At 76.1% G+C, this 14390-nt stretch carries 9 protein-coding genes; 5 read left to right on the top strand and 4 right to left on the bottom strand.

Going from position 1 to position 14390, the window contains the following annotated elements:
- Positions 1–31: 31 nt before the first annotated feature.
- A complete protein-coding gene (locus tag WME98_RS02530; protein WP_437949793.1) occupies positions 32–3112 on the bottom strand; it encodes a hypothetical protein in 3081 nt (1026 codons plus the stop codon).
- Positions 3109–6336 carry a hypothetical protein gene (locus WME98_RS02535; RefSeq protein ID WP_437949794.1) on the bottom strand — a complete coding sequence of 1076 codons (3228 nt, stop codon included), beginning with the start codon at positions 6334–6336 and terminating at the stop codon, positions 3109–3111. The genes WME98_RS02530 and WME98_RS02535 overlap by 4 nt, the downstream gene beginning before the upstream one ends.
- Before the next feature lie 193 nt (positions 6337–6529).
- Here WME98_RS02535 and mug point away from each other — a divergent pair, with 193 nt between their 5' ends.
- Complete coding sequence (gene mug, locus WME98_RS02540; protein ID WP_437953951.1) at positions 6530–7042, top strand: G/U mismatch-specific DNA glycosylase; 513 nt, start codon at positions 6530–6532, stop codon at positions 7040–7042.
- Between the two features lie 172 nt (positions 7043–7214).
- Here mug and WME98_RS02545 read toward each other — a convergent pair whose 3' ends face one another.
- Positions 7215–7715 carry a hypothetical protein gene (locus WME98_RS02545; protein ID WP_437949795.1) on the bottom strand — a complete coding sequence of 167 codons (501 nt, stop codon included), beginning with the start codon at positions 7713–7715 and terminating at the stop codon, positions 7215–7217.
- 341 nt (positions 7716–8056) lie between these two features.
- On the opposite strand from WME98_RS02545, the gene WME98_RS02550 reads away from it, so the two are divergent.
- The 4 genes from WME98_RS02550 to WME98_RS02565 all read left to right on the top strand — a co-directional run bounded on the left by WME98_RS02550 (position 8057) and on the right by WME98_RS02565 (position 12868).
- Positions 8057–10567 (top strand): PAS domain S-box protein, encoded by a 2511-nt coding sequence (locus WME98_RS02550; protein WP_437949796.1) that lies wholly within the window; start codon positions 8057–8059, stop codon positions 10565–10567.
- Between the two features lie 224 nt (positions 10568–10791).
- Complete coding sequence (locus tag WME98_RS02555) at positions 10792–11364, top strand: OmpA family protein (RefSeq protein ID WP_437949797.1); 573 nt, start codon at positions 10792–10794, stop codon at positions 11362–11364.
- Between the two features lie 453 nt (positions 11365–11817).
- On the top strand, positions 11818–12309 hold the full coding sequence (locus tag WME98_RS02560) for a YtxH domain-containing protein (RefSeq protein ID WP_437949798.1): 492 nt from the start codon (positions 11818–11820) through the stop codon (positions 12307–12309).
- A gap of 10 nt (positions 12310–12319) precedes the next feature.
- The gene (locus WME98_RS02565) at positions 12320–12868 is read left to right on the top strand and encodes a hypothetical protein (protein ID WP_020738099.1); all 549 of its coding nucleotides are present in this window, start codon (positions 12320–12322) and stop codon (positions 12866–12868) included.
- A gap of 327 nt (positions 12869–13195) precedes the next feature.
- On the opposite strand, the gene WME98_RS02570 is transcribed toward WME98_RS02565, so the two are convergent.
- Positions 13196–14317 (bottom strand): CBS domain-containing protein, encoded by a 1122-nt coding sequence (locus tag WME98_RS02570; RefSeq protein ID WP_437949799.1) that lies wholly within the window; start codon positions 14315–14317, stop codon positions 13196–13198.
- Positions 14318–14390: the final 73 nt, after the last annotated feature.

Consider the following 14390-nt stretch of genomic DNA (forward strand, 5'->3'; position numbering starts at 1 on the left):
CGCCGCGGGCCCGCCTCAGCGCACGATCGCCTCAGCGCCCCGGCACGACCGCCGTGCACCGCACCGGCTGCCGCACCTCCTGGCCGGGCTGGACGAGCACGAGCGTGCCGCCGCCAGCTTCGCGCGCCGGCGCGCCGCGCTCGCCGACGCGGGCCGCGGGCGGCGGCCCCGCGAAGCGCGCGACGAGCTTCTTCACGACGCCGGGCGGCTCGTAGAAGCCGAGGTCGGCCTCGTAGCGCTCGTCCCGCACGTTGAGCTCCAGGGCGTCGAGGCACGCGCGATCGCGCGACCACCGGATCACCGCGACGCCCGCCGTCCCGGCCTCGGCGATCCCCGGCAACGCACCGGGCGCGAGGCCGATCTCCGTGTCGAACGGCAGGACCACGCGCGCCTCCCCGCGGCGCGGGGCGCACGACGGCGCGCTGCCCGCGGCGAGCTCGCCGAGCGGCGCGAGCGCCTCCTCGGGGCCGAGCTCGCCGAGCTCGGGATCGACCGGCGAGAGCACCGCGCCGCCGTCGCCGGCGACCGCCACCACGACCGGCGCGCCGCCGCGCGCGCCCGCGCCGAAGGCGAAGCGCGCCTGCGGCCCCGCCATCGGCGCGGCGCGCTGCACGTAAAGCTCCCGCAGCGCCCCGCTGCCGGACGGCCGCGGGCTCGCCGGCGCGCCGCGCGCCGCCTCCCCGCGCAGGTCGACCGCGCTCACCGCGAGGCCGTCGTACCGGGGGCTCAGGAACACCGCGCGATCGCCGAGATCGACGCCGATCGAGGGCTGGGGGGCGCAGCCGCCGATCGGCCGCGTCACGCGCGCGGCGTCCAGCAGGCCGGCGAGGCACGCCTCCTTCGGGCCGACCGCGACCGGCGCCACGCGGCCGTCGCGATCGATCGCGAGCCCGACCTGCGCCTCGTAGGGCCGGTACGCGAGCCGAGAGAGCTCGGCGCCCGCGACCGGCACGCTCGCGCGGCGGATCTCGGCGCGCAGATCCAGCGGGGCGATCCAGGCGAGCTCCGCGTCGGCGAGGGCCGCCGGCAGCGCGCCGCCGACGGGCGGCAGCGTCAGCACCCCGAGGGTGCCGAGCCGCAGCGGGCTCGCCGTGCGCAGGGGCGGCGCGGCGACCGCGCCGAACCCCTGCGACTCCGGCACGCGCGCGGCCGCGATCGGCCCCGCGAAGCGGCACGCGAGCCGCGCGACGGGCGGCGGCGCCAGCGGCCGCAACGGCCCGTCGCGCTCGCGCCGCGGGGGTAGCTCGGCCGCAAGCGCGTCGGGCGGCGACGCCGCGCGCGCCCTGCCGCCGCGCGCGGCCGACGCCCACCCGATCCGAAGGAACGGGCCGAGGCGGCACCCCACCGCGGAGCAGCCCGAGAGCCGCGCCGCCGCGCCGCCCGGCGGCGGCGCGATCGGCGTCCACCGCCTCCCCCGATCGATCGTCTCGAAGAGCCTGCCGTCCTCCGTCTCGACGAGCGCGAACGGGCCCGACGCCTCGAGCGAGCGCGCGCGCGCCGGCAGCGGGAGGCGGCGCAGCCGGCCGGCGGCGTCGATCGCGATCGGCGCGAGGCCGACCGCGCCCTGCGCGGGGAGCCAGCCCTCGACGGCGCCGTCCGCGTGCGCGACGAGCGCGCGCGAGAGCAGCCCGGGCCGCCCTTCGCCGTACGAGGGCAGGTGGAGCGGCGGCTCGCCGCGCGCGATCCGCACGACGCGCAGCGCGCCGCGCACCTCGACGCGCTCGCGGTCCGGCAGGAACGCGCCGGGGCGCGCGACCAGGGCGACCGCGTCCCCGCCGGCGCGCGGGATCCAGGCGATCACGTCGGTCGCGTCCGCCGGGTCGAGGCGGTGCTCGACCCAGACGCCCGGCCCGCGCCGCACGCAGAGCACCGCGCTCTCGGGCGCCGCGCCGCCGGCGAACGCCGCGCGCGCGATCGCGCTGAGGTCGAGCCGCGGCCTCGGCAGCCCCTCGCACGGCCCGAGGTAACCGAGCGCATCGCCGTCGACGCCGACGAAGCGGCCGCCCTCCCGCTCCGGCTCGGGCCGGAGCTCGAACGCGCGCTCCAGCCGGAGCGCGCCCGCCCCGCGCGCGTCGCTCGCGAGGTCCACGACGCTCGCGCGATCCGGGCCGGCGCAGACGGCGAGCAGCGCGTCGCTCGCGCGGAACGGCGCGCACGCGCCGCTGCCGGGCGGGAGCGGCGCGACCGACGAGGCGCGGCCGGTCGCGAGGTCGATGCGGCCGGCGGCGCCGTCCGCGGCGATCACGGCGCCGCCGTCGTCGAGCGGCAGGCCCGAGGCGACGGCGTCCGCGAGCTTTTCGAAGGGGGCGCCGGGGAGCCACGCGGCGTAGGAGCCGGCGCCGGCCGGCGGCCGCGCGCGCGGGGCGCGGGGCGCGCCGAGGCGCCCTCCCGCGTCGACGGCGCGCTCGAGGCCCCCGCGGAGCGAGGCGACGATCTCCTCGCCGCGGACCTCGAGCGCGATCGCGCCGCCGACCTCCGCGGTGACGTCGCGGTAGGAGGCGCCCGCGTCCACCGTGAGGAGCGCGCGCCCGAAGACGGTCAGGCCGAGCGCGCGGCGGTCGCTGGCCGCCACGGCCGCGACGAGGGACGGCATGCCGAGCGGCCGCAGCGCGCCGGTCGCGCCCTCGACGGCGAAGCTCCCGGCCGACGTGATCAGGCCGACGCCGTCGAGCCACGGGAACACGCCGGCGACGCTGCCCGGCAAGGTCGCGCGCTTCTGGAGCTCCCCGGCGAAGGTGGTCGCCGTGTAGACGTCGCCGCCGCTCCAGAACACGTAGCGCGGCCCGGCCTGCGCCCAGGCCGGGAACGCCGCGCCGCCGGCGAGCTCCGGGCCGCCGGCGCCGAGCGGATCGAGCCGCGCGAGGCCGTGCAGCTCGACGCGCAGGCCGCTCACCACGGCCCTCTCGATCTCCTCGCCGTCGACGACCGCGCGCTCGACGAGCCCCTGCGCCGCCTGCGCGACGTACCGGGCAGGGCCGAGCGCCACGACGGCGGGGGCGCGGCGCGGCGGCTCCGGCGCGCCGGGCGGCGCGGGCGCCGGCTCGGCCGCCCCGCAGGCCGCGAGCGCCGGCGCGGCGAGGAGCGAGAGCCGGCCGAGGGCGCGCGGCGTCACTCGTCGCCCGACCTGGCGCCCGCGGCGCACGAGAGCCGCTGCATCGTCGACGCGGTCCGCAGCACCCCTTCGCCCCCCGCCCCGCCCCCCTGCCCCCGCGGCGCCGTCCACCGCGCGATCAGCGCCGCGTCCGCCGCCGCCTCGCCCCGCCGCCTCGAGTCGGCGACCGCGAGGTGCAGCGCCTCCAGGCACACGCGCTCGCGCCCCCAGCGCACCGCCGCGATGCCCTGGTCGCCGAGCGCGATCGCGGGCAGCGCCCGCCGGTCGAGGCGCAGCGCGCGCTCCGGATCGAGCGCCACGAGCGCGCGCCACGCGCCCCGCATGGCGCGGCAGCGCGCGTCGCTCGCGGCGGTCAGCGTCGACCAGGGCGCCAGCGGGACCACCTCGCCCGCCGTCCCGGCCAGGCGATCGAGCGCCGCGGCCCCCGCGGTCTCGGCCGCGGGGCCGTCGAGCACCAGCACGCCGGCCTCCCCGTCGTCGCGCCGGGCGAGCGCCATCGTCCGGCCCCGCAGCTCCTCGCGATCGAGCCCCACGACGCGCGCGGGCTGCCGGGGCTCCGGCCCGTGCTCCTCGAGGGCCGCGCGGCGCCGGTGCTCGCCGAGCACGAGGGCGCGGCCCGGGCCGAGCAGGAGGCCGGGCGCCCGCCCCGCGGACCCGTCCACGGGGCTCCGGCGCGGCTCGAGCGCGGGGAGCGCCCGCGCGCCCTCGGGGCCGAGCAGCAGCTCGCCCGCCTCGGCGACGACGAGCAGCGCGGCCTCGCCGCCCGGCGCGAGCAGCGGCACCGCGGCGGCCCGCTGCGCGCCGCGCCTGCCGCTCGGCGCGAGCTCGGTCGCGTTCAGCCGCAGCGCCTCGCCGCGCAGATCGAACGGCAGGCGAACCACCACGCTGTGCGTCCGGAGCGCCGCGGCCCTCGGGCCGCCTCGCCCCGGCGCGGCGCCGCCCTTCGCCGGCGCCGCGCCCTCCGGCGGCGCCTCCTCGGACAGCGGCGGCGGCGGCGCGCCGTCGTCCGGCCGCGCGGCGCGCTCCGGCTCCGGCGCGTCGGCGACGATCTCCAGCGTGTCGCCGTACGGCGTCGCCACGGTCCATCGCTCCGACCCCGCCGCGGGCGCCGCGCCCGGCAGCGGCGCCGGCAGGCCGACCGGCGCGCACGACAGCACCGGCAGCCCCGCCGCCTCCTCCGATCGGCCGCCGCCCGGGCACGCCGCCGCGCCCGCCACGCCCGCCTCCGCTCCCCCGCATCCGGGCCCCGGCGCGGCGGCGACGGCCGGCGACGGCTCGCCCGCGCCCCAGCCGAGCCGCACCACGCCGACCAGCGCGCAGCCGAGCGCGGAGCAGGCGCCCTGGAACGACGACGGCGTCACCGGCGAGCGCCCCGCGGCGCGCCACGTCCGGCCGTGATCGAGCGTCTCGTGGAGCTCCGCGCCGCGCGTGACGAGCACGCCGTGATCGCCGGTCACCACCATCCCCGCCGGATCCGGCGGCAACTCGTGCGGCGAGATCGCCCCGTCCGCCGCGATCGTGACGCCGAGGCTCGCCTGCCCCACGGGATCGGGCCACTCGATCGACGACAGCCAGCCGTCGACCCCGCCGTCCTCGCGCGCGCGGAAGCGCCGGTCGACGAGCACCCGCGCCCCGTCGCGCGGAGGCGGCGTCCAGTACCAGCCGGCCGGGCGCGCCCCGAGCTGCACGACCCGCGCGCCCCCCTCGTCGCGCCAGAGCCGCGCGCCGACCGGCGCCGGCAGCGCGCCGCCCTCGCCCTGCAGCAGCGCGACCGCGCTCCCGTCCCGGCGCGGCGCCCAGCCGACCAGCGACTCCGTCTCGCCGAGCTCGATCGCGCGCTCCACCCAGGCGCCCGGGCCGCGCCGCACGCAGATCCGCGGGTGGACCACGACCTCGCCGTAGCGACGATCGCGCTCCTCGTCGCTCACGAGCCGCGGCGACGCCGCGCAGCCGCCGACGTAGCCGACCGCGCCGCCGTCGTCGGCCACGAAGAACCCCTCGTCGCTGAAGGCGCGCTCGACCAGCGGCGCCTCGCCGCGCTCCGAGCGCAGCACGTAGCTGCCGTGGCCCTCGTAGTCGTCCCACGCGCACAGGAAGAGCAGCCCGTCGTCCGCGCGCATGGGCGCGCAGTCCAGCCCGTCCGGGAGCCAGCCGGCGAGCCGCTCGCGCGTCGCGCCCGTGCGCGCGTCGATCCGCGCGACCCCGCCCTCGAACACCCCGAGCGCGGTCCCGTCGGGCAGGAGCGCGCCGGCCGAGACGGCCGCCTCGAGCGGCGCGAGCTGCGCGCGCTCCTCGAGGGCCAGCGCCTCGCGCTCGGCGGCCCGGCCGCCCGCGACGAGCAGCTGGAACGCGCCGGCCGCCGGCGTCGCGCGGAGATCGCCGTCGGGGCGGCCGAGCGAGCCGTCCGGCAGCACGGCCACGCGCCCGAGCGCCGTGGCGAGCCAGAGCGCGTCCGGCGCGGCGCCGAGGCCGCGCGCGCCGAGCCCGATCCGCCGTCCGACGTCGATCCACGTCCGACCGCCGTCCGCGGTCGTCGCCGCGCGGCCGAAGACGTCGAGGCGCACCGCGCGCTCCGCGTCGAGCGCGGCGAGATCGTGGATCGCCGGCGCCTCGAGCGCCCGGCCGCGGTCCTCGCCCGGCGGGAGCGCGCGCGGCCCCTGCTCCGTGAAGATCACGACGCCGCCCAGGCCGTTCCTGGCGCCCCGCACCGCGCGGGCGCCGCCGCCGAGCGCCACCTCCGCGAGCGGCCCCGTGAAGCCGCGCGACCGGAACGCCCTGCGCCGCGTCCAGTGGAGGAAGCCCCCGCCGAGGTGGGGCGCGATCGCGAGCGACCCGACGACCGGATCGCCGGACGCCCACAGATCGGGCTCCCACGCCGCCGCGACCACGCGCCCGCCCTCGCCGAGCTCGAGCCGCGCGCCCGCCGCGACGACGCGATCCACGACGGCCGCGTCCGGCCCGCCGTGCGTCACGCGGAACACGTCCGCGAGCCCGTGGACGTAGCGGACCCCCGCCGGCGCGGCGCCGGCCGCGACCAGGGCGCCCCACGCGCCCGGCGCGCCCGGCACGCGCGACACACCCGCGTCCGCGGCGCGCCCCCCGCGCGCCGACCGAGCGGCCGCCGCGGCGCCGCGCGCGGGGGCCGGCTCGGGCGCGCGCGCGCAGGCGGCCGCGAGCAGCGCCGTGAGCAGACCGAGCGACCGCGCCAGCATCGGGGAACGCACGACGGTATCCGCTGTACCGCCCCCGTCCAGAGCCGATTCACCTCCTCCAGCCGACAGCCGCGCTCTCCCCTCGCGCCGCCGTCGTAAGCTGCGCCCCGCCGCGCCCCGCGCTCGCCCCCGAAAGCCCGTGCCCACCCCTCGCCGACCCCGAAGGCCCACCCGCGAAGAGATCCTCGCCGCCGCCGGCAAGACGGTGCCGGACGTCATCGCCCCCGACCTCCGCGTCCTCTTCTGCGGCATCAACCCGGGCCTCTACACGGCCGCTGTCGGGCACAACTTCGCCCGCCCGGGCAACCGGTTCTGGCCGGCGCTGCACGCCGGCGGGTTCACCGATCGCGTGCTCTCGCCGTTCGAGGAGCGCGAGCTGCTGAAGCTCGGTTACGGGATCACCAACGTGGTCGAGCGGGCGACCGCATCGGCCGATGAGCTCTCCGCCGACGAGCTCGCCGCCGGCGGAGAGCGGCTCGCGGCCAAGGTGCGGCGCTACCGCCCGCGCATCCTCGCCGTGCTCGGGATCGGCGCCTACCGGAGCGCCTTCGGCAGGCCCCACGCCGCGCCCGGCCCGCAGCCGGAGACGCTAGACGCGACGAGGATCTGGGTGCTGCCGAACCCGAGCGGGCTCAACGCCAGCTACCAGCCGGACAAGCTCGCAGCGATGTTCCGCGCCTTGCACGACGCGGTCACGTCTGCCCCCGTCCCGCCGTGAGTCGCCGCGCGCGCCGACTCCGTTCTCCCGAAAGGTGGTGCCCCGTCTGCCGCCGTCGCGCGATATCCGTGCTCCGCCGACTCGGCCCCTCGCGCTCAGGCCAGCTCGGCGCTCGCGGGCGACAGGCGGGCTTCCCGCCGGCGCGCGCTCGCCGCCTCGCGCGCATTCGCGCCTACTCGGGCAGCGCGCTCTCCTCTTCCTGAGGCACCTTCGCGCGGGCGCTGCGGGCCTCTTCCCGCAGGGCCGCGAGGCCGGGCGGCCCCTCGGGCGAGCGCGCGCTGCGGTTGCTCACCGCGGCGAGCCAGGCCATCGGCGAGTCGGGCGTCCTCGGGGTGACGAGGAGGACCCCGCGGGTCGCGTAGCGCGAACAGCCGTCCTCGCACACGGGCAGCACGAGGCGGAGCCCGCCGCCGCCGCCCTGGCTCACGAGCGGCGCGACGCGCACCTCCGCCGGCGGCGGCGCGAAGGCGGCCAGCATCGTTCGCTCGAGCAGCGCCACGAACGTCCCTCGAGACGTCGCGGGCGGCTCCGGCGCCGGCATCGCGGCGCGCGCCGACGCGTCGGGCCGGCTCGGCGGGAGCGCGAAGAGCCCCGCCCCATCGGCCGCGTTCGCCGGCGACGGCGCGCTCGCGAGCGCGAAGGCGAACGAAGCCAGCTTGAGTCCGAATCGCATAGGTGCTCCCTTGGCGAAGCATCCAGCAGGCCCCATGCCAGCCGCGCGCGGCCCGCCGCCGCGGCGCGACGCCCCTCGGCGCTGTCCGCTCCGCTCGCCGCGCGTGACGGATCGCCACAGCGTGGTGAAAGTCGTACAAGGTCCAAGGTACAAGGCACGAGGCCCCCAAGGCGCCCGGTCCCGTGCAGCGCAGCGCCGCGGCGAGTGAGCGCGCGGCGGTGAACCAACGTTCGACCGTCCGCCGCGGCCGTGCGAGCGCCGCTTTCGCTTGCCAGACGGTCCGCGCGCCGTTAACCGTCATCGTTATGCCCGACCGAAGGCCAGGGCTGAGCCCTTACGAGATGAAGGCCCCACACCAGCCTGGCGCCCCCCTTCCCACGACGCCGTCCGAGCCCGTCGCGAGCATTCTGCTCGTCGACGATCACCGCCCCAACCTCCTCGCCCTCGAGGCCGTGCTCGATCCGCTGCGCCAGCGGCTCGTCACCGCGCAATCCGGCGAGGAGGCGCTCGAGCACCTGAGCCGCGAGGAGTTCGCGCTCATCCTCATGGACGTGAAGATGCGCGGTATCGACGGCTTCGAGACGGCCGCACGCGTGAGGGGGCTCGATCGCGCGAGGCACACGCCGATTATCTTCATCTCGGGGCTGCCGGAGGACGAGGACCGACTGTATCGCGGCTACCGCGAGGGCGCGGTCGATTATGTCGTCAAGCCGTTCAATCCCGACATCCTCCGCGCCAAGGTGGCCGTCTTCGTCGAGCTGCACCGCAGGGCCGAGCAGATCAAGCGGCAGGAGGCGGCGCTCCGCGAGCTCGAGCGCCAGGCGAGCGACGAGGTGTTCCGGCGCATCATGGACACCACCATGATGGGCCTGCTCTTCAGCGACTACGAAGGGCGCGTGCTCGAGGCGAACGACTGCTTCCTCTCGATGGTCGGCTACACCCGCGAGGACATCAAGGCGGGCCTGCTCACCTGGCAGCAGCTCTCCCCGCCGGAGTACGAGCACGTGCACCACGACGCGGTGAACGAGCTGAGCCTCCGTGGGGCCACGAAGCAGTTCGAGAAGGAGTACATCCGCAAGGACGGCAAGCGCGTGGCGGTCCTCGTCGGCTCCGCCCGCATCGAGACGCAGAAGCGCAACCTCACCTACGTGCTCGACATCAGCGAGCGCAAGCGCGCCGAGGCCAACGTCAGCCTCCTCGCGGGCGCGGGGGAGATCCTCTCGTCCTCGCTCGATTTCCGCGAGACGCTCGGGCAGCTCGCCCGGCTCGTCGTCCCGCTCCTCGCCGACTGGTGCGCGGTGGACATCCAGGCGCAGGACGGCGCCATCCAGCGCGTCGCCGTCCAGCACACCGACCCCGAGAAGGTGACGCTCGTCCGGCAGATCGAGGAGAAGTACCCCGTCGATCCCGCGGCGAGCCGCGGGGTGCCGAGGGTGCTCCGGACCGGCGAGACCGAGTGGTCCTCCGACATCCCGGACTCGCTGCTCGTCGAGAACGCGCGGGACGAGGAGCACCTCCGGATGGCGCGCGAGCTCGGCCTACGGTCGTACCTGGTCGTGCCGCTCGCGGCGCGCGGGCGCGTCCTCGGCGCGATCACGCTCGCGCACGCGGAGTCGGGCCGGCGGTACACGAAGGCCGACGTGCAGTTCGCCGAGGAGCTCGCCCGGCGCGCCGCCCTCAGCGTCGACAACGCGCTGCTCTTCGAGCGCGAGGTCACGGTGCGCAAGGAGGTCGAGACGCTCGCGGAGGAGCTGAAGCACAGCGAGGCGCAGTTCCGGCTGCTCGCCGAGACGATGCCGCAGCTCGTGTGGACCAACCGCTCGGACGGCCACCACGAGTACTTCAACCAGCGCTGGTACGACTACACCGGGCTGACCGCCGAGGACACGGGGGGCGAGGGCTGGAGCCGGATCATCCACCCCGAGGAGCACGAGCGGGCGATCGAGACGTGGCGGCAGGCGCTGCGCACGGGCGAGCCGTACGAGAGCCAGTGCCGGCTCCGCCGCGCCGACGGGGCCTACCGCTGGTTCATCGGCCGGGCGGTCGCGGCGCGCGACGGGTCGGGCCGCATCGTCCGGTGGTTCGGCACGTACACGGACATCGACGATCAGAAGCGCGCCGAGGAGGAGCGGCAGCGGCTCGTGCAGGCGCTGGAGCGCAGCAACAAGGAGCTCGATCAGTTCGCGTACGTCACGAGCCACGACCTCAAGGCGCCGCTCCGCGGCATCGCCAACCTCTCGCAGTGGATCGAGGAGGACCTGAACGACAAGATGACGGCGGAGAGCCGGAAGCAGCTCGATCTGCTCCGCGGGCGCGTCCACCGGCTCGAGAACCTCATCGACGGCATCCTGAGCTACTCGCGGGCGGGCCGCGTCCGGGAGAAGCCCGAGGCGATCGACGTCGGCAAGCTCCTCCGAGAGATCGTCGAGCTGCTCGCGCCCCCGCCCGAGACGCGGGTGGAGATCGCCCCCGACATGCCCGTCCTGGTCACCGAGCGCGCGCCGCTCCAGCAGACGTTCCTGAACCTCATCAGCAACGCGCTGAAGCACGCGGGGCGCGCCGACCCGGAGGTGCGGATCGGCGCGCGGGACGCCGGCCCGTTCTGGGAGTTCTCGGTCTCGGACAACGGGTCGGGCATCGCGCCCGAGTACCACGACCGGATCTGGGGCATCTTCCAGACGCTGAAGGCGCGCGACAAGGTCGAGGGCACGGGCATCGGCCTGTCGGTCGTGCAGAAGATCGTCCAGAGCAAGGGCGCGCGCGCGTGGGTCGAGTCCGCCGTCGGCGCCGGCGCCACCTTCCGGTTCACCTGGCCGAAGCTCGAGGCCAGGGAGCCCTCCTCGCCCGGCTGATCCGGCCGGGCCCCGCGGCGCGCGCGTGACGCAGCGCCGCGCGCGGCGCTGCGTCACGCGCGCGCCGCGGCTTCCGGCTCGGCACGGAGCTTGAACTACCCACCGCGGTACAACAGGCGGCTCGAGGCGATGCGCGCCGGGGATGGCGGGACGAGGAAGGCACCGCACCTTCTTCGGCGTCGTGTCGGTGTCTCTCGGGCCGCGACCTCGAAAGGAGGGTCCCGATGCCGTCGGTAATCCATCTGCCCAGGCTCTGCCTGGGCGCGCTTGCGATCTCGCTGCTCTCCGCGTGCGCAGCGGCCCCGCCCGTGGAGCAGGCGCGGGCCGAACCCAGGTTGCCCAACCCGGGCCCCGATGGGGTCTACAAGGTCGAGTGGCCCGATCTCCGGGAGGGCGAAGATCGGTTCATCCGGCTCACCCTCGGCGACGACATCGCCGATGTCTGCCGGCTGCCCAAGACGAACTTCGCCTTCGACTCGTCCGAGCCGCTGCCCCAGGACCACCTGGAGCTCCGCGCGATCGTCGACTGCCTGCTCACCTCCAATCTCAAGGACGTCAGGATAGAGCTCGTCGGCCGGGCCGATCCGCGAGGTACGCAGGCCTACAATCAGGATCTCTCGCTTCGCCGCGCCACGCGGGTGAAGGAGATCCTCGTGAAGGAGGGCATCCCTGCGGACCGCGTCTCGGTGCGCGCGACGGGCGCGTCCGAGGCGGTCGGCAACCAGCCGATGTACTCCTACGGCTACGACCGCCGGGTCGACGTCGTGCTCACCGGCCTCACCCACTCCCCCCGTTGAGAGGGGCACGCCCGCTGCGGATACGGGCCCACCTCGACGTTTTCGGTGCTCGGCGTGCTGGAGCACGCCTGTGCGCCGAAAACGCCGATCTGGGCCCGTCTCCTGTGCGGGCGTGCCCCGCTCGGCGGGCGTGGAGCAGGGGGCGCTTCTACCTTCCTGGTCACGTTTCCCGATAGACCATCTTCCGTTTGCGACGGCGCGGCGGGCTGCCTCGGCGGCGCAGCGGCCGGCGCGCGGCCTCGGGGGGTCGCTGGGCGCGCCGTTTGGGGTGGGCATGCGCGCGAGGCGCGGCACGACAGATGTGGCATTTCGTCACGGAGGCGTCACGGTGAGGTGGGTGCGGCCGCGGGGACAAGCGGGCCGTACAGCGCGGTCTGCTGGTTGGTCCGGGGCCTGCAATGCATCCCCTCACGAACCGGCGGACGTCATGTCCGTCACAAGGAGACAAGAGCCATGACGAGACTGAATGACGCGGTGGGGACTGCGAAGGGTGTGTACGAGTCGGCGGCCACCGGGGCGGGCGTCGCGGCGACGACGGCCAAGACGACGGCGTTCGACGTCGCGAAGGCGGTCGCCGGGATCGCCGCGACCATCGGGGCGCTCGGCTTCGACGACGTGCTCGGCTGGGTCGGCCTCGCGCGCAAGCGGAGCCCGCTCACGACGCTCGCGTTCTTCGGCGCCGGCGTCGCGGTGGGCGCGGGCGTGGCCATGCTGCTCTCGCCGACGTCCGGCGAGGCGCTGCGCCGTGACATCCTGAACCGCCTCGACGGCCTGAAGCGCCAGGCGACGCGCGGGGTCGAGCAGGCCGAGCGCACGGTCCACGACAAGGTCGGCGGCGCGGTCGACGCGGTGAAGGGCGCGGTCTCCTCCGAGACCGGGAACTCGCATTACGGCATCGAGGGCGGGCGAGCCCAGGGCGGCGAGAGCGGTCACCACCTGAGCTGAGGCGCCAGCCGTGTGGCTCGAAGCCATCATCACGCGTGAGGATCTCGCCCAGGTCTTGGGCGAGTTCCTCCCTGTGAAAATTCACCTGGACGACGACGACAAGACCGACCGCTGGCTCTACCTCGGCAAGGCGACCGAGATCACCTTGGTCGAGGACATGGGCTTGCGCGTCACCTGTCCCGCGGAGCTGAAGTGGTCCATCGTTGGCGTGAACCCCACCATCAAGCTCGACGAGCTCAGGGTGATGATCACCCCGGAGATCATCGAGAGGAACAAGGGGAACGTCCTCGCGTTCAACGTCGAGCTCGAGGAGGCCGACATCCGCGGCATCCCCTCGATCATCGACCATACCATCATGAGGGCCGTCAACTCAGCGCTTGCGAACAAGAAGCCTGAGTGGAATTTCACGAAGACGCTCACGCACACCGTAGGTCTCCCCTCCAACCTCGAGCCGATCGAGGGGCTGCACATCGGGGTCGCCTGGGGCAAGCGGCGTATCAGTCAGGACGCGCTGGTGCTCGTGGTCTCCTTCAAGCTCAATTTCGTGCGAAACGATTGAGGCTCCGCCTCTCAGGGACAATCCCCGACGCCCCGCCCCCCGTCCCCGGTGGGCGGGGCGTCTTCGTTCGCGTGACTCGGGGCGCGGCCAGCAGCTCAACCCCAGTCCCCTATCCCGATTGACTCCGCGGCTCACCCCCAGGCCCCCGGAGGGGTGATGGTGGGGCGGCCCGGCGCGGGGGATGGGCCGATGTCTGAGCCCTGGATGTTACCCCTCCGGCGCAAGCGCCGGAGGGGTAACATCCAGGGCGAGTCCGGCGGGGCCCCCGCGCCGGGCCGCCCCACCATCACCCCTCCGGGGGCCGTTCCGCCCGGCAAAGCCTCTGGCCTACCCCGCCTGCGCCGCCGCCAGCCGGATCCTCCCGAGCCTCCCCCCGCGCCCCCGCGTGAGCGCCCCCGCGATATCCGAGTGCTTCACGAGCCCCAGGTAGCTCTCCCCGTCGAACACCGCGACCACCGGCGTGTTCTTCTCGACCATCTTCCGCCCCACCTCGTCGAGCGACACGTCCGCCGCCACCCGCGGCACGTCGCAGCGCATGATCCACGCGATGAACGCCCCCTCCTCGCCGGCCGCCAGCGCGCGCATCACGTCCGTGCGCGTCACGATCCCGATCACGCGATCCTCGTACACCACCGGGAAATCGGGCTCATGGCTCGCCAGGATGCGCCGCGCGGCATCGCCCACGAGCTCGCCGGGCCACAGCTGGACCGCCCGACCCTCGAGCCGGCGCGCCTCGGACGACGCGACGGGCGCCCTCACCACCTGCGCCGCGCTCCACTCCCGCCGCGCCCCGAGGAACAGCAGCGCCGACAGCAGCGCGATGAAGAGCTGACCGCCGATCAGGGCGATGAAGAACAGCACGGCCGCCATCGCCTGCCCGAGCGTCGCCGCCAGCGACGTCGCGAGCCAGGTGCCGGTGAGCGGCGACAGCGCCTCGCGCAGCACCCGCCCCCCCTCGAGCGGCAGCGCGGGCAACAGGCCGAGCATCGCGATCCCCAGGTTCGCGCTGGCGATCCACACGACCGCCGTCTCGCGCGACGGCGCCTCGACGGCCTGAAGCACCGACGCCCACCGGAGCTCCCCCGCCCCGTGCTGGGCCCCCGCGGCCAGGAAGACGATCACCGCCAGCGCGAAGTTCGCCGCCAGGCCGAGCGCCCCGCTCTGCGCCCACCCCGCGTCCGGCCGCGAGCGCCTCGCGATCGCCCCGAGCGGCGAGAGCAGCACCTCGCTCACCCGCAGGCCGAGCTGCCGCGCCACGAGCCCGTGGACGAGCGCCTGCAGCGCCACGCACCCGAGCAACGCCGCCCCCAGCGCGCATCCGAAGAGCGCGCCGCTCCCGCCGTGCCGCGCCCCCCACTGGAGCGCCCCGATCGGGATGAGCAGGCCGAACGCCGCGTGCGCGACAACATCGATTCCGCCAACCCGCGTGATCCTGATGACCCATTTCATGGCGCGTTGCTCCTGGACTCCCGCGCAGGCAGCTGCACAGAGCGGGCGGGGCAGTTAGACCTGCCACGCCCCC

This window comes from Sorangium sp. So ce296 (assembly GCF_051529605.1).
Taxonomy (GTDB): domain Bacteria; phylum Myxococcota_A; class Polyangia; order Polyangiales; family Polyangiaceae; genus Sorangium; species Sorangium cellulosum_D.

Coding starts and splice junctions, on each gene's coding strand:
- WME98_RS02545 (WP_437949795.1), bottom strand. CDS start 7,715: ATGCGATTCGGACTCAAGCTGGCTTCGTTCGCCTTCGCGCTCGCGAGC.
- WME98_RS02550 (WP_437949796.1), top strand. CDS start 8,057: ATGAAGGCCCCACACCAGCCTGGCGCCCCCCTTCCCACGACGCCGTCC.
- WME98_RS02555 (WP_437949797.1), top strand. CDS start 10,792: ATGCCGTCGGTAATCCATCTGCCCAGGCTCTGCCTGGGCGCGCTTGCG.
- WME98_RS02560 (WP_437949798.1), top strand. CDS start 11,818: ATGACGAGACTGAATGACGCGGTGGGGACTGCGAAGGGTGTGTACGAG.
- WME98_RS02570 (WP_437949799.1), bottom strand. CDS start 14,317: ATGAAATGGGTCATCAGGATCACGCGGGTTGGCGGAATCGATGTTGTC.